Source organism: Kitasatospora sp. NPDC005751 (assembly GCF_040630835.1).
GTDB lineage: Bacteria > Actinomycetota > Actinomycetes > Streptomycetales > Streptomycetaceae > Kitasatospora.
The window spans coordinates 1-22,192 of record NZ_JBEXYC010000017.1 but is presented as its reverse complement, the minus strand read 5'-3'; the positions used below and the strand labels follow the sequence as shown (position 1 = coordinate 22,192).

Below are 22,192 nucleotides of genomic sequence, written 5' to 3'. Positions count from 1 at the left end.
CAGTGGGGACCGGCGGTCGCTCGGTGTCCGGGCTCACGCCTTGCGCGAGGACTCCAGGTGCGCGAAGACCACCACGTTGTCCAGGTAGTCCTTGCGCTTCTTGTCGTACACGCCGCCGCAGGTGATCAGCCGCAGCTGGGAGTCGGTGGTCTTCCCGTACACCTTCTGGTCGGGGAAGGCGTTCTTCGCGAAGGTCTCCACCGAGTCCACCACGAAGACGGCGACCGTGCCGTCGGCCCGCTGCACCTCGACCTTGTTGCCGGGGACGACCAGGCTGAGCAGCAGGAAGACCGCGGCGCCCTTGGCGGTGTCGACGTGTCCGGCCACCACGGCGGCGCCGCGTTCACCGGGCGAGACGCCGTCGCGGTACCAGCCGACCAGGTTCTTGTCCTCCGGCGGCGGTGCGTTGAGCTCACCGGTCGGGTTCAGCGTCAGCTCGGTGAAGGGCGCGTCGACGGCGATCTGCGGAATCCGCAGCCGGGTCGGCTTGGAGCGCTTCAGCACGGGGGCCGCCGGCTTGGCGGCGGCCGCGGGCGAGGCCGCGCCACCCGGGGACGCGCTCGCGGTGGCGGCCGGGGGAGCGGCCTGGCCGGGTCCGGGATCGGACGCGGGCGCCAGGTCCACCGAGTTGTAGATCATCAGCAGACCGGCGGCCGCGGCGCCCATACCCACGCGCAGCAACCGGGACGTTCCAGTGGCCGGACCGGCCATCGTTCCACTCCTAGGTCATGCCGGTCGTCACCACCGGGCGGTGTTCGCTGTCCACGGGCGGCGCCTGCGGCCGCCGGGAACGGCGCCGCCCGCCCCGAAGAGGGGGCCGGGGCGCCGCCGCACGTGCCCCCGCCGTGGCCACCACTGAGGACGGTGGCCACGGCGGGCAGGCTACGGAGAGAGCCCGGTCAGATCGCGGCGCCGCTGGTCCGGCGACCGCGCCGCAGCGCGATGGCGCCGGCGCCCAGGCCGCCGAGCAGCAGGACGGCGCCGGAGGCGAGGCCGCCACCGGACAGGGCGAGGCCGCCGCCACCGGTGTGCACGCCACCGTGCGGAGTCTTCTCCTCGGCCTTGTGCTCCTCGCCGGAGGGCGCGGAGGGCGCGGCCGGCGCGGAGGGCACGGACGGGGCGGCCTTGTCCTGCTTGTCGTCCCAGGTCTTCTGACCGTCGGGGGTGGCAGCCTTGTCCTGCTTCTCCTGCCAGGTGAGGTTCTTGTCGGCGGTGCCGTCCGCGTACGCGGCGGGGGCGGCAACGGTCAGGGCGGCGGCGACGGCCGCTCCGGCGAGCAGCGTGCGTGCAGAACGCATGGGGTGGGTCCTTCCGGCGCGGGCCGCGACTGCCGACACGTCGTCGGGCAAGGGGACTCGCGGAGTGCGCCTGAACCACCGTCATCCACCGCGGCGGCCGTTGCCACCGGAGGACGGCGGTGGCCGGTGTGGCGGTGCGCCCTTCGAGTGGACTCCTGGGCGGGTTCACCCGAGTGCCCCGGTGATCCGGGTGATTCGGTATCCGGGCCCGACCGGCGGCCCGGCTCAGTGCAGCTGCTGCACGCCCCCGCTGTCGCGGACGAAGACGGACCGGGTGTCGGTGGCCCGGTAGCGCTCCTTCAGGGTGAACGCGGCGGGCGTACCGGGCGCCGGCGCGTCCGGGGCCTCGTAGTAGAGGACGTACGTCTTCGCGCTGTCCGTCTGGCTCTCCAGCTGGAGCCAGCCGGTGAATCCGGCGGCCGGGAAGGTGCCGGTCGCGGTGACGGTCGTGGCGGAGGACGTCTGGCCGAACGCGAAGGCCGCGGTGCCGAGCTGGAGGCGCTTGTGCCCGCTCTCGTGCCAGCGGCGGAAGAGCGCGATCCACTCCTGCGGCCACGGGCCGCCCTCGGAGTCCGGAGGCATCCCGGCGCCGTCGATCCGGGAGAGGATGTCGTCCGCGTTCGCGACCACGGAGTCGAAGTCCCAGAGGTCGACCGCGAAGGTCATGTGCTCCTGGTCGGTCGCCCGGAACATGGGCTGGATGTGGAGTTCGAAGACCGGAGTACGCATCTCAGCCGTACACCTCCATCAGGACGTCCTTCAGGGCGACCTCCTGGAGCAGGCCGGGAGCCTCCTGGGGCCGGCCGTAGGGGTCGGGGGAGGGGAGGTACTGGAGCGTCAGCACGAGGTCCTCGGGGGCCGGGGCCGCCGCGAGGACGGCCGTGACGTCGAAGCGCGCGTTGCACTCGGTCGGGTGGTGGGGGTGCGGCCGGCCGCCTGCGGGGCGGTCGTCGGGGGCCGTCCGGTGCGACTTCCACATCGTGACGTAGCCGACGCCGTAGTGGTCGGCGAAGTCCGGGTCGTCGGCCCGGAACGCGACATCGGCGGGGTGGACGTAGGCGCGCAGCACGTAGCTGCCGGCGACCGGGACCTTCAGGTCGTCGAGCCGGACCATCACCTTCCGCGCCTCGGCCGGCGGGGCGGCGAGGCTGAACTCGGCCCGGGAGTCGGCCCGCAGCGAGGCCGTGAGGCTCGGCGCGGACACCAGGCTCAACGGCTGCGCCGCCAGCAGCCGGCGGACGACCGGCTGCGGGGTCGGCACGTCGAAGTCGGCCTTGAGCCGGTCGGTGAGTTCGTACCGGTAGCCCAGCGCCACGGTGTCGGCGAAGTCCGCCACCTTGTGCTTCTCCTGGGAGAGGAAGCCGCGCAGGTCGTGGTCGGGCGAGGTGGGGGCGGGGGATCCGTTGCGGCGCTGCCACTCGGCCCAGAGCAGGTCGATGAAGGCGTGGAAGCCGTAGTAGATCGGGTCCATCGACGCGGTGGACGGGTCCGCCATCAGGCCGCCGATGTAGTTGCCGTGCATGAAGTTGTGCGGGCCGAACTCCAGTCGCCCGAAGTCGCCTCCCGGGTGGGCCGCCGGGAAGCCGCCGAACTCGCCCTGGTCGGTCTCGGTGGTCACGATGTCCAGGGTGTCGGGCGGAAGTGCCGTGGCCACGGTGTTGCGGTCCTCGACGAGCCCGGGCAGCGAGAACGCGGCCGGGAACTTCCCCGTCGTCTCCGGGTGCAGCCAGTCCCAGTAGGGCAGCGTGACGTTCGCCGTGCGCGGGGGGTCGGACTCCCGCAGGAGCTTCTCGAAGTGGTACAGGTGCGAGCGGTGCCACGGCAGGAACAGGTCGTTGCCGTGCTCGCACGGGCCCACGAACATGTCGTTGTGCAGGGCGGCCTGGAAGTCGTAGCCGGTCTCGTCGTCCGGGTTCGCGGCGGACCGTGCGCGCAGGATCCCGAGGGCGTGGACGTAGTCGTCCAGCTCGGCCGGGCTGAGGGAGTTGATGTCGCGTCGGCTCGTGGTCATGGGGTCACCTCCGTTGTGCGGCACACCGTATGCGCACGGGGTGATCGCCCTGGTGAGCCGTGCGGTGCGGCGCGCTCCGCGCCAGCCGACCGGCGTACCGCCCGGCGCCGGATCGTCCGCCCCGGCGCTCGGCGATGCGCCGGTCCGCGCCCCTGGCCGCGGCACCGCCATCAGTGGTGACATGTACCCGACAAGCCTGCCGGATGGCACGCACGTGGGGGTGCGGCCCGTGACCGGTGGGCCGACGGAAGGAAATGCCCGTGACTGTACGCATGATGGCCGCCGGCGGTGCGGCGGTGGCAGCGCTGCTCGGCTCCTCGCTCACCGGCGTCGGCGGCGAGGCCGCCGCGACCGGCTGGAGCACGCCGCCGCCGGACAAGATCGTCATCGACGTGGCCACCGTCAACGGGTCCGGCTGCCCGGCGGGTACCGCCGCCATCGCCGTCTCCCCGGACAACACGGCCTTCACCGTCACCTACAGCGACTACATCGCGCAGGTGGGCGTCGGGTCGAAGCCCACCGACTTCCGGAAGAACTGTCAGCTCAACCTGAACGTCCACGTCCCGCAGGGCTTCACCTACGCGATCGCCGCCGCCGACTACCGGGGCTACGCGCACCTGGAGCCGGGGGCGTCCGCCGTGCAGAAGGCGAACTACTACTTCCAGGGCTCGCCCCAGACCACCTCGCTCAGCCACAAGTTCACCGGGGCCATCGACGACAGCTGGCAGGCGACCGACAGCGTCGCCGTGACGGCGCTGGTCTGGGCGCCCTGCGGGGAGCTGCGCAACTTCAACATCAACACCGAACTCCGGGTCAACGCCGGCACCTCGGACCCGACCAGGACCACCAGCTTCATGACCATGGACTCCACCGACGGCAGCATCAACACCGTCTACCACCTCGCCTGGAGGCAGTGCCCCTGACGCCGGACGCGCACGGCCCGGCGGGCCGCTCCCCGACCTGCGCCGGGGGCGGCCCGCCGGGCCGGTGGTACGCGGTGTCAGCTCGCGCCGCCGCGCTCCCACCGGTAGAACTCGTGCGCCATGGCGTCCTTGGGCCCCCGCCAGGTGGCCGGGTCGTAAGCCTGGACGTAGGCGGTGAGCCGGTCGCTGACGTCCCGGAACTCCGGGTGCTCGACGACCCGGGCGACGGCCGGGCCCGGCGGGCGGTCCGCCTCGATCAGGTGCAGGTAGACGTCGCCGAACTGGAAGAGGCTGCGCCCCGTGACGCCGATCAGGTGCGGGAGTTCGCCCCGGTCGGACTCGGCGAACACCTCGGCGATGCCGCCGGCGGCGTCCGGCTTCATCCGGGCGACGATCAGTGCGCGGTGCATCCGGTTCAGACCTCCCCCGCCTGCTTCTCGACCTTCTCGCGGATCAGCTGCATCTGGACCCGCGAGTTGCGGTTGATGTGGTTCACCATGCCGTCGTCGTCGACCGGCGCGGTGGGCTTCATCGCGAAGTCCTGCACCCAGCGCATCCTGGTGCCGGCCGGGACCTCCGCGTACTCCCAGCGGATGTCCATGAACTCGAACGGCCCGGGCTCGACCCGGCGGGCGCGCACCGCGAGCGAGGCCCGGTCGGTGGTGCGCTCGGAGACCCAGCTCCACACCTGGCCGTTCTCGTCCGGGTGCATGGTCAGCCGGAACCGCACGCTGTCGCCGTCGCGCTGCAGCACCTCGACCGAGGCGTACTCGCTGAACAGCTGCGGCCAGTTCTCCAGGTCGTTGGTGACTTCCCAGACCAGGTCGAGCGGGGCGGCGATGACGATCTCGTTGTCCGTGTGTCCGGGCATCTCAGGCACCGGCCTTCGTGGCGAACGAGGAGTTCACCAGGTCGAGGAACTCGGCCGGCGTCTTCGCCGACTCCGCTCCGTTGGTGACCTTCACGCCGTGTCGGTTCTCCAGCTCGCCGACCACGCCGAGCAGACCGAGGGAGTCCACGCCGAAGTCGTCGAAGCTGGCGCCCGGGCGCTCCAGGTCGAGCGGGTCGATCACCACGCCGGCCCGCGCCTGGATCAGCGCGGCCAGTTCGGGATGGCTGAGGGTGTTGCTCACGGGATGTTCCCTTCAGTTCGTTGCCAGAGCAGTGGTTCGGTCAGGCCCGGTCCCCGCGCCGGAGCACCAGCGCGGAGTTGGAGCCCATCAGCCCGCGGCTGAGCACCAGCGCGGTGCGCAGCTCGGCCGGGCGGGCGCGGCCGGTCACCAGGGCGAGGTCGTGGCAGACCTCGGTGACGTTGGGGGTGGGCGGCACCACGCCGTCCTCCATGGCGAGCACCGCGGCGGCGGTGTCCAGCAGGGGCGCGCCGCAGTACGCCCGGCCGGTGCCCGCCTTCGGGGCGGTCACCGGTACCCGCTCGGCGTACGGGCCCAGGGCGTCGGCCAGGGCCAGCGCCTCGGCGCGGTCGGCGGCCGGGACGCCGAGGGCGTCGGCGAAGACCACGTCGACCTCCTCCGGGGCGATCCGGGCCTGGTCGAGCGCGATCCGGACGGCGTTGGCCAGCCCCTCGCGGGACTCCTCCCAGCGGGAGGCGCCGGTGAACGTGGCGCCGTGCCCGGCCAGGTACGCCCGGACGGTCGCGCCGCGCCGGCGGGCCGTCTCCTCGTCCTCCAGCAGCAGCATCGCGCCGCCCTCGGCGGGGGCGAAGCCGTTGGCGGCGGCGGAGAACGGCAGGTAGGCCCGGTCCGGCCGGTCGTCGAGGCTGAGCTCGGGGTAGCCGAGCTGGCAGACCATCGAGTACGGCGCCAGCGGGGCCTCGGCCGCGCCGGCCACCACCGCGTCGGTGCCGCGCTCGATGGCCCGGGCGGCGTGCGCGAGGGCGTCCAGGCCGCCGGCCTCGTCGCTGGCGACCACCCCGCACGGGCCCTTGTAGCCGCCCCGGATCGAGACCTGGCCGGTGCTGGCCGCGTAGAACCACGCGATGGACTGGTAGGGGCCGACGAACTGTGGTCCCTGGCCCCAGAGTTGCTGCAGTTCGCGCTGGCCGAACTCGCCGCCGCCGGAGCCGGCCGCGGTCACCACGCCCACCCCGAACGGCTGGTCGGGGTCGGGAACGAACCCGGCGTCCGCCACCGCCAGGTCGGCGGCGGCCATCGCGTAGTGCGTGAAGCGGTCGGTCTGCACCAGGTAGCGGCTGTCGATCACGGACTGCGGGTCGAAGTCCCGTACCTGGCCGGCGACGCGCAGCGGAAAGTCCGCGCAGCCCTCGCGGGATATCCGGTCGAGGACGCTCACGCCCTGCCTGGTGGCCTTCCAGAAGGCGTCGGCCCCCACACCGTTCGGCGCGACCACGCCGAGGCCGGTGACCACCGCCCGGCGGCCCTGCTGACGTGACGTCATGGATCTCACCCCGTTCTGTTGAGCACGACGGCGGACTGGAATCCGCCGAATCCGCTGCCGACCGACAGGATGTGTCGGAGGGGCAGCTCGCGCGCGGTGCGCGGCACGTAGTCGAGGTCGCACTCCGGGTCCGGAGTCTCGTAGTTGGCGGTCGGCGGTACCACGCCGTGGGCCAGTGCGAGGGTGCAGGCGACCACCTCGATCGCGCCGATCGCGCCGAGCGAGTGCCCGACCATCGACTTGATCGAGCTCATCGGCGTCCGGTACGCGTGCTCACCGAGCGAGCGCTTGACGGCCGCCGTCTCGTGCCGGTCGTTCTGTTTGGTGCCCGAGCCGTGCGCGTTGACGTAGTCGACGTCGGTGCGGTCCACCCGGGCGTGGGCGAGCGACTCGTCGATCGCCCGGGACATCTCCAGCCCCTCCTGGGTGAGGCCGGTCATGTGGTACGCGTTGCCGAAGGTCGCGAAGCCGCCGATCTCGCCGTAGATCCGGGCCCCGCGCCGCCGGGCGTGCTCCAGCTCCTCCAGCACCAGGACGGCGCCGCCCTCGCCGAGCACGAAGCCGTCGCGGTGGGCGTCGAAGGGGCGGGAGGCGTGCTCCGGGTCGTCGTTGCGTTCGCTGGTGGCCTTGATGGCGTCGAAGCAGGCGACGGTGATCGGTGAGATCGGCGAGTCGGAGGCGCCGGTGACGCAGATGTCGGCGCGCCCCTCCTCGACCGCCTGGAAGGCGTAGCCGATCGCGTCCAGTCCGGAGGTGCACCCGGTGGAGACGGTCTGCACCGGGCCGTGCGCACCGGTGCGCTCGGCGACCGCGGAGGCCAGCGTGCTGGGTGCGAAGGCGCGGTGCAGCTGCGGCTCGGCTCGTCGGTGGTCCACGTCCCAGCGCGCGCCGCCGGCGCTGACCAGGGCGTAGTCGTGCTCCAGCCGGGTGGTGCCGCCGACGGCGGTGCCGAGCGAGACGCCGATCCGCCACGGGTCCTCCGCGGCCAGGTCCAGGCCCGAGTCGGCGATCGCCTCGTCCGCCGCGACCATGGCGAACTGCACGTAGCGGTCGGCCCGTTCGACGTCCTCCGGGCTCAACCCGTGCGCCGCCGGGTCGAAGTCGCACTCGGCGGCGATCCGGGAGCGGAATCCGGTGGGATCGAAGAGCGTGATGCCCCTGGTCGCCGTCCGGCCGGAGGTGAGCAGTTGCCAGAAGGCCGGTACGCCCACGCCGCCGGGCGCGACCACACCGATCCCCGTGACGGCGACCCGCCGGGTCACGAAGCCACCTTGGCGTGTTCCGGCGGACCGGAGGTCACCGCTCCCTCGGTCTCCTCGGTGTCGACGTGGCCGAGCTCCGGGCGGGGGGCGAGCGGGCCGAGGTGGAAGACCATCCGGGCCTCGGTGTCGCCGACGTTGCGGAAGCGGTGGCGCATGTCGATCGGGATCATCAGGCCCTGGTCGGGCCGGAGCGAGTGGGTCACCCCGTCCAGGTCCACCTCCAGTTCGCCGGCGACCACGAAGACGAACTCCTCGGAGTACGGGTGGTAGTGCTCGCCGATCCGCTCGCCGGGCTGCACGAGGGCCAGGCCCATGAAGCCGCTGGTGGCGCCGCAGGTGGTCGGGGTGAGCATGGCGCGCAGGTCGCCGCCGCGCCGGCGGTTCTCCGGCGCCTCGTCGACGTGCACGATCCGTGGGTACTGCGTGGACATGGTTTCTTCCTTCGGGAGTCGGAGCCGGCGCAGGGCCGATGGTCGGTCAGGTGAGCTGCGAGCTGCGGTCGGTGACCGGGCTCATGGCGCGGGCGGCGAGGAGGGCGCTCAGGCCGGCGACGGTGCGCAGGTCGCCCTCGGCGCCGAGGTCCAGCAGCCGGCCGAGGACGGTGGCCTCGCGCTCGCCGGCCACGCCCAGGGCGACGGCCGGCTCGGCCTCGGCCGGGACCCGCAGGTCCACCAGGCGGACCACGACGTCCTCCCGGTGGAAGACGGTGGCGGCCGCGAGCGGGCCGGTCGGGTCGGCGGTGGCCAGGTTGTCGTGCTCGGCGAGCAGGGCGGCCACGGCCGCGCCGTTGCCCGGCTTGACGGGGTAGAGCACGGCGTGCCGGTGCAGCCGGCCGGAGGCCGGGGAGCCGGCGATCGCCTGGTGCTCGGCGGGCAGCGCCGCACGGGCGAAGAAGGCGCGTGCCGCCTGCGGGTCGCCGAGCTGGCGGGCCTCCTCCAGGTACGGGTTGATGGCCTCCTCGACGGCGCGGACCTCGGGCTGCATCGCCACGTGGCGCAGCGCGTCGCCCAGGTTGCCGACCACCTCGACGGCCCGGACCACCCGGTTGCCGTGCATGAAGAGGGAGGTGCGGCGCAGCTGGGTGGTCTCGTCGACCTCGGCCTTGGGGGAGGCGTAGCCGGAGAGGATCCGGGCCACCTCGTGCTCGCTGCCGGGCTTGACGGTGAAGGTCAGGGCGTGCCGGACCACCCCGTCCGGGCCGGGCGCGGCCTGCGGCGGGCCGACGTGCCCGGCCGGCGCGGTGCGCGGCAGGCCGGGCGGCACGTCCACCGGCTTGCGGGTGCCGGTGGCGCCGGCCGCGGAGGTCTCCCGGAGGATGGAGTAGCGCAGCGAGCGGAAGGTGTCGCTGACGCAGCCGTGCATCGGCTTGACCATCTCGCGGTGGGCGGGGCTGTCCACCCACTCCAGGAAGGTCTCCTGGTCCTTCCACTCGCTGGTGATGAGCCACTGCCGCGGGTCGTTGATCGACTGGCAGAGCTGGTCGCTGACGTGGCCGGGGACCGAGGCCACCTGGTGGCGCAGCTTCTCGTACACGTCGAGGAAGCGCTGCTGGGCGCCGTCCTTGATCTCCAGCATCAGCATCACGCGCAGTCGGGTGTGCTGCTCGGAGTGCTGCTCGGCCTGCGGTTCGGACAGAGTCGTCATGATCCACTTTCTTGCTTCGGGCGCTGCCCGCGCCGTGCGCCGGGCGGCTTCCGTCCGGACGGGCCCCGGCGGGGGGAGGGCGGTGCGGTGGCGGTCGGCCCGGGCGGGTGGGGGCCAGGCCTGAGGTCGATCGTGCGCGGACCCCACGAGTGGCGCGAGATATGCGGGCCATCCGGGCGACGAGGCGGCAGAAGGGACCCGCGGCGGGGGATGGAAGAGCGGGGCCGACGTGCGCGCGGGCCCCGCCGAGGGCGACGCCGAGCCCCGTAGCCGGGTCGCGAACCCCCGTACAGGCTGGAGCAATTGATGAATCCGAAGATTGACGACCGGGTGCCGGTCCTGATCGTCGGCGGCTCGCTGGTCGGGCTGTCGGCCTCACTCTTCCTGGGCCGACTGGGTGTCAGACACCTGCTGGTCGAGAAGCACGCCGACACCTCGCGTCACCCGCGTGGCCGAGGCAACAACGTCCGCACGATGGAGCTCTACCGGGGGGCGGGGATCGAGACGGCGATCCGCGAGGCCGCCTCGGTGCTCGCCGCGAACCACGGCATCCTGCAGGCCCCCTCGCTGACCGGCGAGGAGCAGGAGTGGCTGTTCCGGGAGATCGACCCGGGCGGCCGGCTGGCCCGGTTCAGCCCCAGCTCCTGGTGCCTGTGCAGCCAGAACGACCTGGAGCCGGTCCTGCTGAAGGCCGCCCGCGAGCTCGGCGGCGAGCTGCGCTTCGGCACCGAGCTGGTCTCCTTCGAACAGGACGACGAGGGGGTGACGGCGCTGCTGCGCAGCCGGGAGACCGGCGAGGAGCGCACCGTCCGGGCCCAGTACCTGATCGCGGCGGACGGCCCGCGCAGCCCGGCCCGGGAGGCGCTGGGCATCGGCCAGAGCGGCAAGGGCGAGCTGTTCCACAACGTCAGCATCACCTTCCGGGCCAAGCGGCTGGCCGAGGTGGTGGGCGACCGGCACTTCATCGCCTGCTACCTGACCAACCCGGACGCCGACGGCGCGCTGCTGCCGGTGGACAACCACGAGGAGTGGGTCTTCCACGCGCCGTGGCACCCGGAGCACGGCGAGCCGCTGGAGGCGTTCACCGACGAGCGGTGCGTCCGGCACATCCGGGCCGCCGTCGGGGTGCCGGACCTTGAGGTGGAGGTCACCGGCAAGGCTCCCTGGCACGCGGCCGAGCGGGTGGCGACGCGGTACTCCGCCGGGCGGGTCTTCCTGGCCGGGGACTCCGCGCACGAGATGTCGCCGACCGGCGCGTTCGGCTCGAACACCGGCATCCAGGACTCCCACAACCTGGCCTGGAAGCTGGCCGCGGTGCTCTGCGGCTGGGCCGGACCGGGGCTGCTGGAGACGTACGGGCAGGAGCGCCGGCCGGTGGCGGAGGTGACCAGCGAGCGGGCCTCGGCGCGGTCCGCCGAGCACAGCCACCCCGGGTACGCGGTGGTGCCCGGGGTCGGGCGGCAGGCCGGGGTGCTGGCGGTGGCACTCGGCTACCGCTACCCGGTGGGCGCGGTCGCCGGGGCGGACCCGGCCGGGCCGGTGGTGCCGGAGGCGTTCGAGTCCGGCGGCGAACCCGGCAGCCGGGCGCCGCACCAGTGGCTGCTGCGGGCGGGCGTCAAGCTCTCCACCCTCGACCTGTACGAGCAGGCGATGGTGCTGCTGACCGGCCCCGAGGGCACGGCCTGGCACCAGGGCGCCCGCCGGGCGGCCGACCGGCTGGCCGTGCCGCTGGACACCTACCGGATCGGTACCGGGGCGGAGGACGACCTGGCGCCCGAGCCCGGCGCGGACTTCGCCGAGCTGCACGGCCTCCGGCCGGGCGGCGCGGTGCTGGTCCGCCCGGACGGCTTCGTCGCCTGGCGGAGCGAGGACGCGGTGGCGGACCCGGAGGCGGCGGTGGAGGCGGCGCTGCGTACGGCGCTCAAGCTGTAGCCGCGAGCGGGCGGCGAACGCGGGGCGGGCCCGCCGGTGTGTACCGGCGGGCCCGCCCCGTGGTGTCCGACGAAGGGTCAGTGACCGCCGGCGTCGACCACCTCGATGTCCTCGATGTTCTGCTCGATGGCCTCGGCCGGCAGCGCGACCCGGATCGCCCAGAAGTAGACGCCGAGGGCGAAGACGGCGACCACGCCCATGTCCCACCACATCGGGATGTTGCCGCGGCCCTCGCCGAAGCCGCCCTGCCAGGAGATCAGGCCGAGGCCGACCAGGTAGACCGGTAGCCACTGGGCGGCCCGCCAGTCCAGGCGCGGGGCGTTCGGCAGGCCCTTGCGGATCGCGTAGGCGGCGTAGCTGCCGAGCAGCACGTAGCCGAGGACGATCGCGATGCCCAGGCGGGACAGGGTGTGCCAGCCGGCCCAGTAGATGATCAGGCTGGCGACCACGAAGGCCAGCGGCGAGATCACGCCGCCGAGCGGCAGCCGGTACGAGCGCTCACGGGTGGGCAGGCGGCGGCGCAGCGCGCCGAAGGCCAGCGGGGCGCCGGCGTACATCAGCACGCTGGCGGAGGTGATGAAGCCGACCAGCTCCTGCCAGCTCGGGAAGGGCAGGAAGCAGACGACGCCGGTGACGAAGGAGAGGATCAGGCCGAACCACGGCACGCCCCGGCTGTCCAACTGCTCGAACTTCTGCGGCGCGTAGCCGTTCTTGCTCAGGCCGTAGGAGATGCGCGAGGTGGAGGTGGTGTAGATCAGGCCGGTGCCGCCGGGGGAGACGATGGCGTCGAAGTAGAGCACCCAGGCCAGCCAGCCGAGGCCGACCAGGGTGGCGAGGCCGGCGAACGGGCCCTCGATGCCGGGGAAGTCGAGCTTGTCCCAGCCGTTGGCGAAGGAGCTGAGCGGCAGCGCGCCGATGAAGACGACCTGGAGCAGGACGTAGATCAGGGTGCCGATGGCGACCGAGCCGAGCACCGCGCGGGGGATGTCGCGCTTGGGGTTGCGGCTCTCGCCGGAGATCTGGATCGCCTGCTCGAAGCCCAGCAGCGCGAAGATGATGCCGCTGGAGCTGATCGCGGCCAGCACGCCCTTGATGCCGAACGGGGCGAAGCCGTGCGAGGTGAAGTTCGAACCGTGGAAGTTGGTCAGCGCGAGCACGAAGATCGTCAGCAGCGGGACGAAGATCTTCAGCCAGGTGGCGATCGAGTTGGTGTGGGCCAGCACCCGCACACCGAGGAAGTTGACCGCGACGAAAACGCCCATCAGCAGGACGGCGACGATGAAGCCGCTGGTGGTGAGGGTGCCGTTGTCGTTCAGGAAGCTCTTGGCGAACTCCCAGTGCCCCGCGTACCCGATCATGGCCTCGACCTCGATCGGTGCCACGGTCGCGGCCTGCAGCCAGGAGAACCAGCCGAAGGACATGCCCGCCAGACCGCCGAAGGCGTAGTGCGGGTAGCGGGCCGTGCCGCCGGCGACCGGGAAGAGCCCGCCCAGCTCGGCGTGCACCAGGGCGAGCAGGACGATCGCGACGGCGCCGATGCCCCAGGAGACGAGCGCGGCCGGCCCGGCGACCATGACGGCGTTCTTGGCGCCGAACAGCCAGCCGGAGCCGATGATCGAACCCACCGAGGCCCACAGCAGGCCGATCAGGCCGACCTCGCGGCGGAGCGACCGATGGGTGGGTGTCCCGGAATCGGGAGAGGTGCCGGTGCTCGGCGGGGACAGCTGGTTGAGGGATGCCATGCGAAATCTCTCTGTGGTGTGGGAACCCGGCGGACGGAGCGCGGAGAGTTGCCACACAGTAGGCGTATTCATAGGCCTATGCACAGATTTCATTACTGAATGTTTACCTACTTCCCCAGACATTCCCGCTGGTAGGGGGTCCTCTGTTCATGTGTGTGTTACGTGACTCGCCGGTAGGTCCAGCATTTGAGCCGGAATTGAGGTTCCGCACAAGATCCGGCAATGTGGACGGCAAATAGGGTTATAGAAATAGTGGCGGCCGCATAGGGATACCGGGCGGAATCGGTGAGGTGCCCTGTGGCCGGGGTCGTTCGTTCGCTACGGTATGCGCCACCACCGCGGCACAGCGTTGTGTCCGTGCGCTCGAACTCCTCCCGAGGTGCGCGCAGATGAGACTCACCCCCCACGAGCAGGAACGCCTGCTCATCCACGTGGCCGCCGAGGTGGCCCGCGCCCGCAGGGCGCGGGGGCTGCGGCTCAACCACCCCGAGACGGTCGCGCTGATCACCTCGCACGTCCTGGAGGGCGCCCGGGACGGCCGGACCGTCGCCGAGCTGATGGACTCCGGCCGCAAGGTGCTCACCCGGGACGACGTCATGGAGGGGATCGCGGAGATGATCCCGGACGTCCAGGTCGAGGCGACCTTCCCGGACGGGACCAAGCTGGTCACCGTGCACGGGCCGATCCAGTGAGCGGCGAGCGGGCGTTCCCGGGGCAGATCCTCCACGGGGAGGGCGCGATCGGCCTCAACCCCGGTTTGCCGGTCACCCGGCTGACCGTCGTCAACGCCGCCGACCGGCCCGTCCAGGTGGGCTCGCACTACCACTTCGGGGAGGCCAACCCCGGCCTGGACTTCGACCGGTCCACCGCGCGCGGCCTGCGGCTGAACATCCCGGCCGGCACCGCCGTCCGCTTCGAACCGGGCATCCCGGTGGAGGTCGAACTCGTCCCGATCGCCGGCCGGCGCGAGGTCCTCGGCCTGCGCGGCGCGGTCGGAGGTGCGCTCGATGACTGACCGCCCCGCCCTCTGGCTGACCCGCGAGCGCTACGCCGACCTGTACGGCCCGACCACCGGCGACCGGATCCGGCTCGGTGACACGAATCTGCTGATCGAGGTCGAGGAGGACCGCGGCCGCGGCGGCGACGAGGCCGTCTTCGGTGGCGGCAAGGTGATCCGGGAGTCGATGGGTCAGGCCCGGACCAGCCGCGCCGAGGGCGCCCCGGACACCGTCATCACCGGCGCCGTGGTGCTCGACCACTGGGGCGTCGTCAAGGCCGACATCGGCATCCGGGACGGCCGGATCACCGCCCTCGGCAAGGCCGGCAACCCCGAGACCATGGACGGTGTCCACCCGGACCTGGTGATCGGACCGGAGACCGAGGTGATCTCCGGCAACGGCCGGATCGTCACCGCCGGCGCCGTGGACGCCCATGTGCACTTCATCTGCCCGCAGTTGGTGGACGAGGCGCTGGCCTCCGGGGTCACCACCCTGGTCGGCGGCGGCACCGGACCGGCCGAGGGCAGCAAGGCGACCACGATCACCCCGGGGGCGTGGCACCTCGGCCGGGTCTTCGCGGCACTGGACGGCCTGCCGGTCAACATCGGCCTGCTCGGCAAGGGCAACACCGTCAACCGGGCCTCGATGCACGACCAGCTGCGGGCCGGCGCGCTCGGGTTCAAGATCCACGAGGACTGGGGCGCCACGCCGGCCGCGATCGACGCCTGCCTCCGGGTATGCGACGAGACCGGTGCCCAACTGGCCATCCACACCGACACCCTGAACGAGGCCGGCTTCGTCGGCGACACCCTCGCGGCGATCGCCGGCCGGGGCGTCCACGCCTACCACACCGAGGGTGCGGGCGGCGGCCACGCGCCGGACATCATCACCGTGGTCGGCGCCGCGAACGTGCTGCCCAGCTCCACCAACCCGACCAGGCCGCACACCGTCAACACCGTCTCCGAGCACCTCGACATGCTGATGGTCTGTCACCACCTCAGCCCGTACGTGCCGGAGGACCTCGCCTTCGCCGAGTCCCGGATCCGGCCGTCGACCATCGCCGCCGAGGACATCCTGCACGACCTCGGCGCCATCTCCATCATCAGCTCCGACTCCCAGGCCATGGGCCGGATCGGGGAGGTGGTCCTGCGTACCTGGCAGACCGCCCACGTGATGAAGGCCCGGCGCGGCCCGCTCGCCGGCGACGGCCGGGCCGACAACCACCGGGCCCGGCGCTACGTCGCCAAGTACACCATCAACCCGGCCGTCGCCCAGGGCCTGGACGGCGAGATCGGCTCGGTCGAACCGGGCAAGCTCGCCGACCTGGTGCTCTGGTCACCCGCCTTCTTCGGGGTCAAGCCGGACCTCGTGGTCAAGGGCGGCCAGATCGCCTGGGCGCAGATGGGCGACGCCAACGCGTCCATCCCGACGCCCCAGCCGATGCTGCCCCGGCCGATGTTCGGCGCCATCGGGCGCTCGGCGGCGGCCAACTCGCTCAACTTCACCGCGGCGGCGGCGATCGAGGACGGCCTGCCCGAGCGGCTGGCCGAACAGCTGGGGGTCGCCAAGGCGTTCAGCGCGATCCGGAACACCCGGGGGGTCACCAAGGAGCGGATGGTCAACAACAGCGCGCGGCCGGACGTCCGGGTCGAACCCGACACCTTCACCGTCACCATCGACGGGGAACTCGTCACCCCCGAACCGGCCGCCGAACTGCCGCTCGCCCAGCGGTACTTCCTCTTCTGATGGGCATCGCCGCGCTCCTGCTGCTCGCCGACGGCCGGTTCCCCGCCGGGGGGCACGCCCACTCCGGCGGGGCCGAGGCGGCGGTCCGGTCCGGGCGGGTGCGGGACACCGCGAGCATGACGGCCTTCCTCACCGGGCGGCTGCACACCACCGGTCTGGTGTCGGCCGCCCTGGCCGCGGCGGCCGCCGCCGGCCAGGACGCCGGCCGGCTCGACGCGGCCGCCGAGGCCCGCACCGCCTCACCCGCCCTGCGCGCCACCAGCCGCCGGCTCGGCCGACAACTGCTCCGCGCCGCCCGCGCGGCCTGGCCGCACTCCGGACTCGACCGGCTGGCCGCCGAGTTCCCGCGCGGCGCGCACCAGAGCGTCGTCCTCGGCACCGCCGCGCTGGCCGCCGGCCTCACCCCCGCCCAGGCCGCGACCGCCGCCGCCCACGAGAGCGTCAACGGCCCGGCCACCGCCTGCCTGCGGCTGCTGGGCCTGGACCCGTACGAGGTCGCGGCCGCGCTGGCGCGGCTCGCCCCCGAACTCGACACCGTGGCCGAGGCCGCCGTCACCGCCGCCCTGTGCGGGGACCCGGACGCGCTGCCCGCCGCCTCCGCGCCGCTGCTCGACGTCTACGCCGAGCAGCACCACTCCTGGAAGGTCCGCCTCTTTGCATCGTGACCACGCCGACCCCGTCGACGCCCCCGCCCGCCACACCTACACCTCCACCGCCACCGGCGGCACCCGCCGGCGCGCCCTGCGGATCGGCCTCGGCGGGCCGGTCGGCTCCGGCAAGACCGCCACCGTCGCCGCGCTCTGCCGCCTGCTGCGCGAGGAGCTGTCGCTGGCCGTCGTCACCAACGACATCTACACCACCGAGGACGCGGAGTTCCTGCTGCGCAACGCCGTCCTGCCGCCCGAGCGGATCACCGCCGTGGAGACCGGCTGCTGCCCGCACACCGCCATCCGCGACGACATCTCCGCCAACCTGGAGGCCGTCGAGGAACTGGAGGAGGCCGTCGGGCCGCTCGACCTCGTCCTGGTCGAGTCCGGCGGCGACAACCTCACCGCCACCTTCAGCCGGGGCCTGGTCGACCACCAGATCTTCGTCATCGACGTCTCCGGCGGGGACAAGATCCCGCGCAAGGGCGGCCCGGGGATCTCCACCTCGGACCTGCTGGTGATCAACAAGACCGACCTCGCCCCGCTGGTCGGCGCCGACCTCGACGTGATGGCCCGCGACGCCGCCGCCCAGCGCGGCGCCCTGCCCACCGTGTTCTCCGCGCTCACCTCGCCCGACGGCGTGGCGCCGGTCGCCGCCTGGGTCCGGGAGCGGCTGGCCGACTGGCGCACCCGGCCGTGACGGCTCCCATGGTGACGGCTCCGGTGACGACGGCCGCGGCCGGTCCCGTCCCGGCCGACGCGCCCCGGGCCGCGCTGGTGGCCCGGGCCCGGATCCGGGCCGAACCCGACGGGCGGGGCGCGACCGCCCTGCCCGTCCTCTCCGGCGCCGGACCGCTCGCCCCACGGCGCACCCGGGACGCCGACGGCGGAGCCCGGGTGGTGATCGTCGGCTCGATGGCCGCGCCGCTCGGCGGCGACCGGCTGGCTCTCGCGGTCGAGGTGGCCGACGGCGCGGCCCTCACCGTGACCAGCGCGGCCGCCACCATCAGTCTGCCCGGCCCCGGCCCCGCCCACTACGACGTCGAACTGACGGTGGGGGAGGGCGCCCGGCTCGACTGGTGCCCCGAGCCGGTGGTCGCCGCCGCCGGCAGCCACCTCCTGCTGCACACCCGGATCAACCTCGCCGCCGGTGCCCGGCTGCGCTACCGCGAGGAGCAGATCCTCGGCCGCCACCACGACTGGGCCCGGGCCGCCGGCCCCGGCCGGCTCACCTCCCGGCTGACCGTGCGCCGAGCCGGCCGGCTCCTGCTGGACCAGCGGACCGACCTCGGCCCCGGCGCCCCCGGTTGGGACGGTCCCGCCGTCCTCGGCGGCCACCGGGCCACCGGCCAGCTGCTCACCGTCGGCCACCCGCCGCCCGCGCCGCCGCGGTGGCCCGAGGCCGGGGACGCCGCTCTGCTCACCCTGCCCGATCCGGACGCCCGGCTGCTCATCGCCGCGGCCCCCGACGCGCTCGCCCTCCGGCGGGTGCTCGACGGGGACTGAGCGCCGGGGCCGCCGCCGCGGGGTGGCCCCGCGCGCGGCCGGCCGGGCGCTGATCCGATGCGAATGGTCGGACAAGCCCTAGCCTGGGGCGATGACCGATCGCCGGCCCGGCCGCTACCGCCCGCTCTCCCCGCTGCGCGAGCACCTGCGGGAGTCGTTCTGGTTCGCCCCGCTGGTCACCTGCGTCGCCGCGGTACTGCTCTCCGGGGTGACGGCCTGGCTGGACGAGGCCGTGGTCACCGCCAGCGTCGCCGAGACCGGCTCGGCGGACGAGCTGATGCGGTTCACCGGTGCGGCCAAGAGCGTGGTATCCACGGTGAGTTCGGCGATGCTCACGTTCATCGGCGTGGTGTTCTCGATCTCGCTGGTCGCCCTCCAGATGGGCGCCAGCCAGTTCTCCCCGCGCGTCCTGCGGCTGTACGTCCGCAGCCGGCTCACCAAGGCCACCTTCTCGGTCTGCCTGGCCACCTTCCTGTTCGCCCTGCTCGTCCAGCTCAGCTACGACGACTCCACCGACCCGGCGAAGGTCACCTCGGTGCCGGTCTTCTCCGGCCTCGGCTCCCTCCTGCTGGTACTGCTCAGCCTGGCGCTGTTCGTGCTCTACGTGCAGTCCACCATGCGGCTGCTGCGGGTGCCGCACGTCATCGACCGGGTCGCCAACGAGTCGGTGGCGGTGATCCTCCAGTACCGACGGATGCCGCCCGAGCCGCAGCCGCCGGCCGTCCCGGAGGGGGCGCCCACCCTGCTCCACGAGGGGCGCTCCGGGGTGCTGCGCGACGTCAACATCGGCCGCCTGGTCCGGATCGCCCGCAAGCACGACGTGGTGCTCCATCTGGTGCCCAGGATCGGCGACTTCATCACGCCCGGCACCCCGATCGTCCGGGTGGCCGGGGCCGCCGACCGGCCGCCGCGCCCGCGGGGGATCGCCCTGGCGCTCAACGTCGGCGTCGACCGCACCATGCACCAGGACCTCAGCTTCGGGTTCCGGCAGCTGGTCGACATCGCGATCCGCGCGCTCTCGCCCGCCGTCAACGACCCGACCACCGCCGTGCAGGCGATCGACCGGATCCACCAACTGCTCGGGATGCTGGTGCACGAGAGCTTCGGGGACCTCTGCTTCCGCGACCGGGCCGGCGCCGTCCGGCTGGTCGAACCGGTGCCGGACTGGCAGTCCGTGGTCGACCTCGCGTTCACCGAGATCCGGCTCTGCGGGGCGGGCCACCCGCAGGTGACCCGCCGGCTGGCGGCCGCCCTGGAGGACCTGCTGCTGATCAGCCCCGACCGGCGGCGCTCGCAACTCCTGGAGCAGCGGCGCCTGTTGGACCGTGCCGTGGTCGAACAGCTGCCCGATCCGGAGGTCCGCGCCTTCGCCCTGCTGCCGGACCGGCAGGGCATCGGCTGAGGAGCCCCGGGGCCGGGCCGCCGCCCGACTACCCGGCCGCCACCAGGTCGGAGGGGTCGGTGTTGGCGCCACAGAGCAGCACCGCGATCCGCTCGCCGGCCACGTCGTCCAGCTCCGTCACCGCGGCGAGCGCGGTGGCCGCCGCGTGCTCGACGGCGATCCGCCGCTCGTCCCAGAGCGCCTGCCGGGCCCGGACGATGGCGTCGTCCGGTACCAGTACGGTGCGGACGCCGTCCTGCCGGGCGGCGTGCACGGCCAGCGCGGTGGCCCGGCGGGCCCCCAGGGAGTCCGCGGCCACCGAGTCCACCGGGACGTCCACCGGGTGGCCGGCCGCGAGGGCCGCGCCCAGGGCCCGGCTCCCCGTCGGCTCCACCGCCACCACCCGGACGCCGTGCTCCCGCGCCGCGGCGGCCACCCCGGCGAACAGTCCGCCGCCGCCCACCGAGACCACCACCGTGTCCAGACCGGGCAGCCGGGCCACGATCTCGTCCAGCACCGTCCCGGCCCCGGCCGCGATCAGCGGGTGGTCGTACGCGTGCGAGGCGAGCGCGCCGCCGTCCGCCGCGAACTCCTCGCAGGCCGCCAGCGCCTCGGCGTACTCGCGGCCCGCCAGCCGCACCTCGGCCCCGTAGGAGCGCAGCCGGGCCACCTTGACCGCGGGCGCGGTCTCCGGCAGGAACACGGTGGCCCGCACGCCGAGTTCGCGGGCCGCCCAGGCGCAGGCCAGGCCCGCGTTCCCGCCGGAGGCGATGGTCACCCCGGCGGCCGGGAGGGTGCCCGCCTCGGTGTGCGCGAGCAGGAAGTTCTGCGCCCCGCGGGCCTTGAAGCTGCCGGTGTGCTGGAGGTACTCCAGGGCCAGCCAGATCCGCCCGCCGTCGTCCCCGGGTGCCACCACCACCGGCCGGACCCGCCCCGCGATCCGCCGCCCGGCCGCCTCGACCTCGCCGTACGTCAGGTGCTCCACGCTGCTGCTCCTCCCGGTCCGGGGGTGGAAGCCGACTTCCACCGCGTCACCGCCGACGGTACGTCGCGGCGGCCCACCAGCAGAAGATCACGACCGCCCGGCGGGGGCCGCACAGGGGTCGGGTCCGGGCGGCCGCGTAGGCTGACCGCCATGCGTTCCGTGATTCTTCCGCCGCCCGCCCGCTAGCGGGCGCGCTCCACGATTCCCCGCCCGGCGGCGCCGTCGCCACCGGGCCGCTGGATGCCGCCCGCGTCGACCGCGGACGTCACCGGCCCACCATCGTGGAGAACCAACGCATGACCACTCGTTCCGCCGTGCCGCTCCGGCACGGCCTGCTGTCCATCTCGGCCGCCGCCGTCGCCTGGGGCCTGGGCGGCGCCGCCGCCGCGCTGCTGCTGCGGACCACCGGGCTCGGCCCGGTGGCCGTCTGCTTCTGGCGGTTCGCCGTCGCGGCCGGCTGTCTGGCCCTCCTCCCCGCCCGCCGGGGGCGCGCCGGTGCGCGCGGCGCGGCCCTGCTCACCGGGCTCGGGCTGGCGGTGAGCCAGTGCGCCTACTTCGGCTCGGTGCAGTACGCCGGTCTCGGCCTCGGCACCCTGGTCACCATCGGTGCGGGGCCCGTCCTGACCAGTCTCGGCGCCCATCTGCTGCTCGGTGAGCGGCTCACCGCGCGGGCAGCGATCGCGATCGCGGTCGCGCTGGGCGGGCTGGTCCTGCTGGTCGCCGCCCCGGCGGCCGGCCCGCGGCCGGCGCTCGGCGTCGCGCTCGCCGTCCTGGCGGGTGCCGGGCAGAGCGGCCTCACCCTCTGGGCCCGCGGCGGCGGTTCGGCCCGGGCGGACGTCGGCGCCTTCGCCACCGGCATGCTCTGCCTGCTGCCCCTGGCCGCGGCTGACGGGGTGCTGCCGACCGCGGGCGGTCCGGCGCTGACGGCGGGCGCGCTGCTCTTCCTGGGGACCGTCCCCACGCTGCTCGCCTACCGCTGGTACTTCACCGGTCTGACGGCCGTCCCCGGGGCGACGGCCGCCGTGCTGGTGCTGCTGGAGCCGGCGACCGCCGCGCTGCTCGCCACCGTCTGCTTCGGCGAGCCGGTGACCCCGGCCCTGCTGGCGGGCTGCGTTCTGCTGCTGGCCGCGATCGCGCTGCTCACCCGCGAGAGCGGCTGACCGCTAGGGCCTGTGTGATGTTGTGATCAATCTTCGGGTTCTGCCCCTGCTCCAGGGCAGAACCCGATAAGAATGTTGGCTGTGACGCGTAGGCAACTCACCGACGAGCAGTGGAGTTTGATCGAGCCCTATCTGCCGATCGGCAGGTTCGGGCCGTACCCCGAACGGCTTCGTGACCAGTTCGAGGGGGTGATCTGGCGGTTCCGTTCCAGTGCCCAGTGGAGGGAGATGCCTGACGAGTTCGGCCCGTGGTCCACGGTCTTCGGCCGGTTTCGGGTCTGGCGGGACGCCGGCGTGTTCAGCGCCCTGCTCGAAGGCCTGATCGCCGAGGCCGCCCGGGAGGGGAGAACGGACCTGTCGCTGGTCAGCGTCGACTCCACGACCGTCCGCGCCCACCACGACGCCGCCGGGATGCTCGTGGACGAGGAACTCATGCAGGCCCTTGAGGAGGCCGCGCGCGAGCAGGAGGCGGCTCGACAAAAGGGGGCGAGTCGCAGGAACAGAACGGACAAGACGAGCGCAGACGGGTCCGATCGCGACGC

Annotated in this window: 23 protein-coding genes and 1 pseudogene; 11 read left to right on the top strand and 13 right to left on the bottom strand. The window is 73.5% G+C overall.

The features are described 5' to 3' along the window. Window positions 1-33: 33 nt before the first annotated feature. The 4 genes from ABZ497_RS17970 to ABZ497_RS17955 form a co-directional block, all read right to left on the bottom strand. Complete coding sequence (locus tag ABZ497_RS17970) at window positions 34-711, bottom strand: class F sortase (RefSeq protein ID WP_329490968.1); 678 nt, start codon at window positions 709-711, stop codon at window positions 34-36. Between the two features lie 188 nt (window positions 712-899). After that, on the bottom strand, window positions 900-1,298 hold the full coding sequence (locus tag ABZ497_RS17965; protein ID WP_352297482.1) for a hypothetical protein: 399 nt from the start codon (window positions 1,296-1,298) through the stop codon (window positions 900-902). A 225-nt stretch (window positions 1,299-1,523) separates the two neighbouring features. Continuing rightward, the gene (locus ABZ497_RS17960) at window positions 1,524-2,027 is read right to left on the bottom strand and encodes a hypothetical protein (protein ID WP_359806192.1); all 504 of its coding nucleotides are present in this window, start codon (window positions 2,025-2,027) and stop codon (window positions 1,524-1,526) included. Window position 2,028: 1 nt separating this feature from the next. Continuing rightward, entirely contained in the window at window positions 2,029-3,309 is a 1,281-nt protein-coding gene (locus ABZ497_RS17955) for a tyrosinase family protein (protein ID WP_359806190.1), read from the bottom strand. Between the two features lie 254 nt (window positions 3,310-3,563). On the opposite strand from ABZ497_RS17955, the gene ABZ497_RS17950 reads away from it, so the two are divergent. Beyond that, window positions 3,564-4,232 (top strand): DUF4360 domain-containing protein, encoded by a 669-nt coding sequence (locus tag ABZ497_RS17950; protein WP_359806188.1) that lies wholly within the window; start codon window positions 3,564-3,566, stop codon window positions 4,230-4,232. Between the two features lie 77 nt (window positions 4,233-4,309). Here ABZ497_RS17950 and ABZ497_RS17945 read toward each other — a convergent pair whose 3' ends face one another. Genes ABZ497_RS17945 through ABZ497_RS17915 form a run of 7 tightly spaced genes read right to left on the bottom strand, consistent with a single transcriptional unit; the run spans window position 4,310 to window position 9,553 of the window. Then, window positions 4,310-4,642: a TcmI family type II polyketide cyclase gene (locus ABZ497_RS17945; RefSeq protein ID WP_352297475.1), complete on the bottom strand. Its 333-nt coding sequence runs from the start codon at window positions 4,640-4,642 to the stop codon at window positions 4,310-4,312. A 5-nt stretch (window positions 4,643-4,647) separates the two neighbouring features. After that, complete coding sequence (locus ABZ497_RS17940) at window positions 4,648-5,103, bottom strand: SRPBCC family protein (protein WP_329490974.1); 456 nt, start codon at window positions 5,101-5,103, stop codon at window positions 4,648-4,650. 1 nt (window position 5,104) lies between these two features. Next, complete coding sequence (locus tag ABZ497_RS17935; RefSeq protein WP_329490975.1) at window positions 5,105-5,365, bottom strand: acyl carrier protein; 261 nt, start codon at window positions 5,363-5,365, stop codon at window positions 5,105-5,107. Between the two features lie 40 nt (window positions 5,366-5,405). Further along, entirely contained in the window at window positions 5,406-6,647 is a 1,242-nt protein-coding gene (locus ABZ497_RS17930; RefSeq protein WP_329490976.1) for a beta-ketoacyl synthase N-terminal-like domain-containing protein, read from the bottom strand. 5 nt (window positions 6,648-6,652) lie between these two features. Beyond that, a complete protein-coding gene (locus tag ABZ497_RS17925; protein ID WP_359806183.1) occupies window positions 6,653-7,909 on the bottom strand; it encodes a beta-ketoacyl-[acyl-carrier-protein] synthase family protein in 1,257 nt (418 codons plus the stop codon). After that, the gene (locus ABZ497_RS17920; RefSeq protein ID WP_359806182.1) at window positions 7,906-8,340 is read right to left on the bottom strand and encodes a cupin domain-containing protein; all 435 of its coding nucleotides are present in this window, start codon (window positions 8,338-8,340) and stop codon (window positions 7,906-7,908) included. Before ABZ497_RS17920 ends, ABZ497_RS17925 begins: the two co-directional genes overlap by 4 nt. 46 nt (window positions 8,341-8,386) lie before the next feature. Further along, window positions 8,387-9,553: a SchA/CurD-like domain-containing protein gene (locus ABZ497_RS17915; RefSeq protein WP_329490979.1), complete on the bottom strand. Its 1,167-nt coding sequence runs from the start codon at window positions 9,551-9,553 to the stop codon at window positions 8,387-8,389. A gap of 306 nt (window positions 9,554-9,859) precedes the next feature. Here ABZ497_RS17915 and ABZ497_RS17910 point away from each other — a divergent pair, with 306 nt between their 5' ends. Then, window positions 9,860-11,485, top strand: coding sequence for an FAD-dependent monooxygenase (locus ABZ497_RS17910; RefSeq protein ID WP_359806179.1), 1,626 nt, complete (start codon window positions 9,860-9,862; stop codon window positions 11,483-11,485). A 77-nt stretch (window positions 11,486-11,562) separates the two neighbouring features. Here the strand turns inward: ABZ497_RS17910 and ABZ497_RS17905 are convergent, their stop codons facing one another. Beyond that, entirely contained in the window at window positions 11,563-13,227 is a 1,665-nt protein-coding gene (locus ABZ497_RS17905) for an APC family permease (RefSeq protein ID WP_352294313.1), read from the bottom strand. A 389-nt stretch (window positions 13,228-13,616) separates the two neighbouring features. Here ABZ497_RS17905 and ABZ497_RS17900 point away from each other — a divergent pair, with 389 nt between their 5' ends. From ABZ497_RS17900 to ABZ497_RS17870, 7 genes are all read left to right on the top strand, one after another. Further along, on the top strand, window positions 13,617-13,919 hold the full coding sequence (locus ABZ497_RS17900) for an urease subunit gamma (RefSeq protein ID WP_329490983.1): 303 nt from the start codon (window positions 13,617-13,619) through the stop codon (window positions 13,917-13,919). Continuing rightward, the gene (locus ABZ497_RS17895; protein WP_329490984.1) at window positions 13,916-14,242 is read left to right on the top strand and encodes an urease subunit beta; all 327 of its coding nucleotides are present in this window, start codon (window positions 13,916-13,918) and stop codon (window positions 14,240-14,242) included. Before ABZ497_RS17900 ends, ABZ497_RS17895 begins: the two co-directional genes overlap by 4 nt. After that, window positions 14,235-15,971 (top strand): urease subunit alpha, encoded by a 1,737-nt coding sequence (locus tag ABZ497_RS17890; protein ID WP_359806175.1) that lies wholly within the window; start codon window positions 14,235-14,237, stop codon window positions 15,969-15,971. The genes ABZ497_RS17895 and ABZ497_RS17890 overlap by 8 nt, the downstream gene beginning before the upstream one ends. Continuing rightward, a complete protein-coding gene (locus ABZ497_RS17885; RefSeq protein ID WP_359806172.1) occupies window positions 15,971-16,636 on the top strand; it encodes an urease accessory UreF family protein in 666 nt (221 codons plus the stop codon). Before ABZ497_RS17890 ends, ABZ497_RS17885 begins: the two co-directional genes overlap by 1 nt. Further along, window positions 16,626-17,318: an urease accessory protein UreG gene (gene ureG / locus ABZ497_RS17880; protein ID WP_352294307.1), complete on the top strand. Its 693-nt coding sequence runs from the start codon at window positions 16,626-16,628 to the stop codon at window positions 17,316-17,318. The genes ABZ497_RS17885 and ureG overlap by 11 nt, the downstream gene beginning before the upstream one ends. 23 nt (window positions 17,319-17,341) lie before the next feature. Continuing rightward, complete coding sequence (locus ABZ497_RS17875; RefSeq protein ID WP_359806169.1) at window positions 17,342-18,124, top strand: urease accessory protein UreD; 783 nt, start codon at window positions 17,342-17,344, stop codon at window positions 18,122-18,124. Between the two features lie 91 nt (window positions 18,125-18,215). Then, complete coding sequence (locus ABZ497_RS17870) at window positions 18,216-19,526, top strand: DUF2254 domain-containing protein (protein ID WP_359806167.1); 1,311 nt, start codon at window positions 18,216-18,218, stop codon at window positions 19,524-19,526. A gap of 28 nt (window positions 19,527-19,554) precedes the next feature. On the opposite strand, the gene ABZ497_RS17865 is transcribed toward ABZ497_RS17870, so the two are convergent. Continuing rightward, window positions 19,555-20,490 carry a serine/threonine dehydratase gene (locus ABZ497_RS17865; RefSeq protein ID WP_359806165.1) on the bottom strand — a complete coding sequence of 312 codons (936 nt, stop codon included), beginning with the start codon at window positions 20,488-20,490 and terminating at the stop codon, window positions 19,555-19,557. A gap of 296 nt (window positions 20,491-20,786) precedes the next feature. Here ABZ497_RS17865 and ABZ497_RS17860 point away from each other — a divergent pair, with 296 nt between their 5' ends. Beyond that, window positions 20,787-21,650, top strand: coding sequence for an EamA family transporter (locus ABZ497_RS17860; RefSeq protein WP_359806163.1), 864 nt, complete (start codon window positions 20,787-20,789; stop codon window positions 21,648-21,650). A gap of 81 nt (window positions 21,651-21,731) precedes the next feature. Next, window positions 21,732-22,192, top strand: a pseudogene (locus tag ABZ497_RS17855) (transposase); the annotation flags it as partial.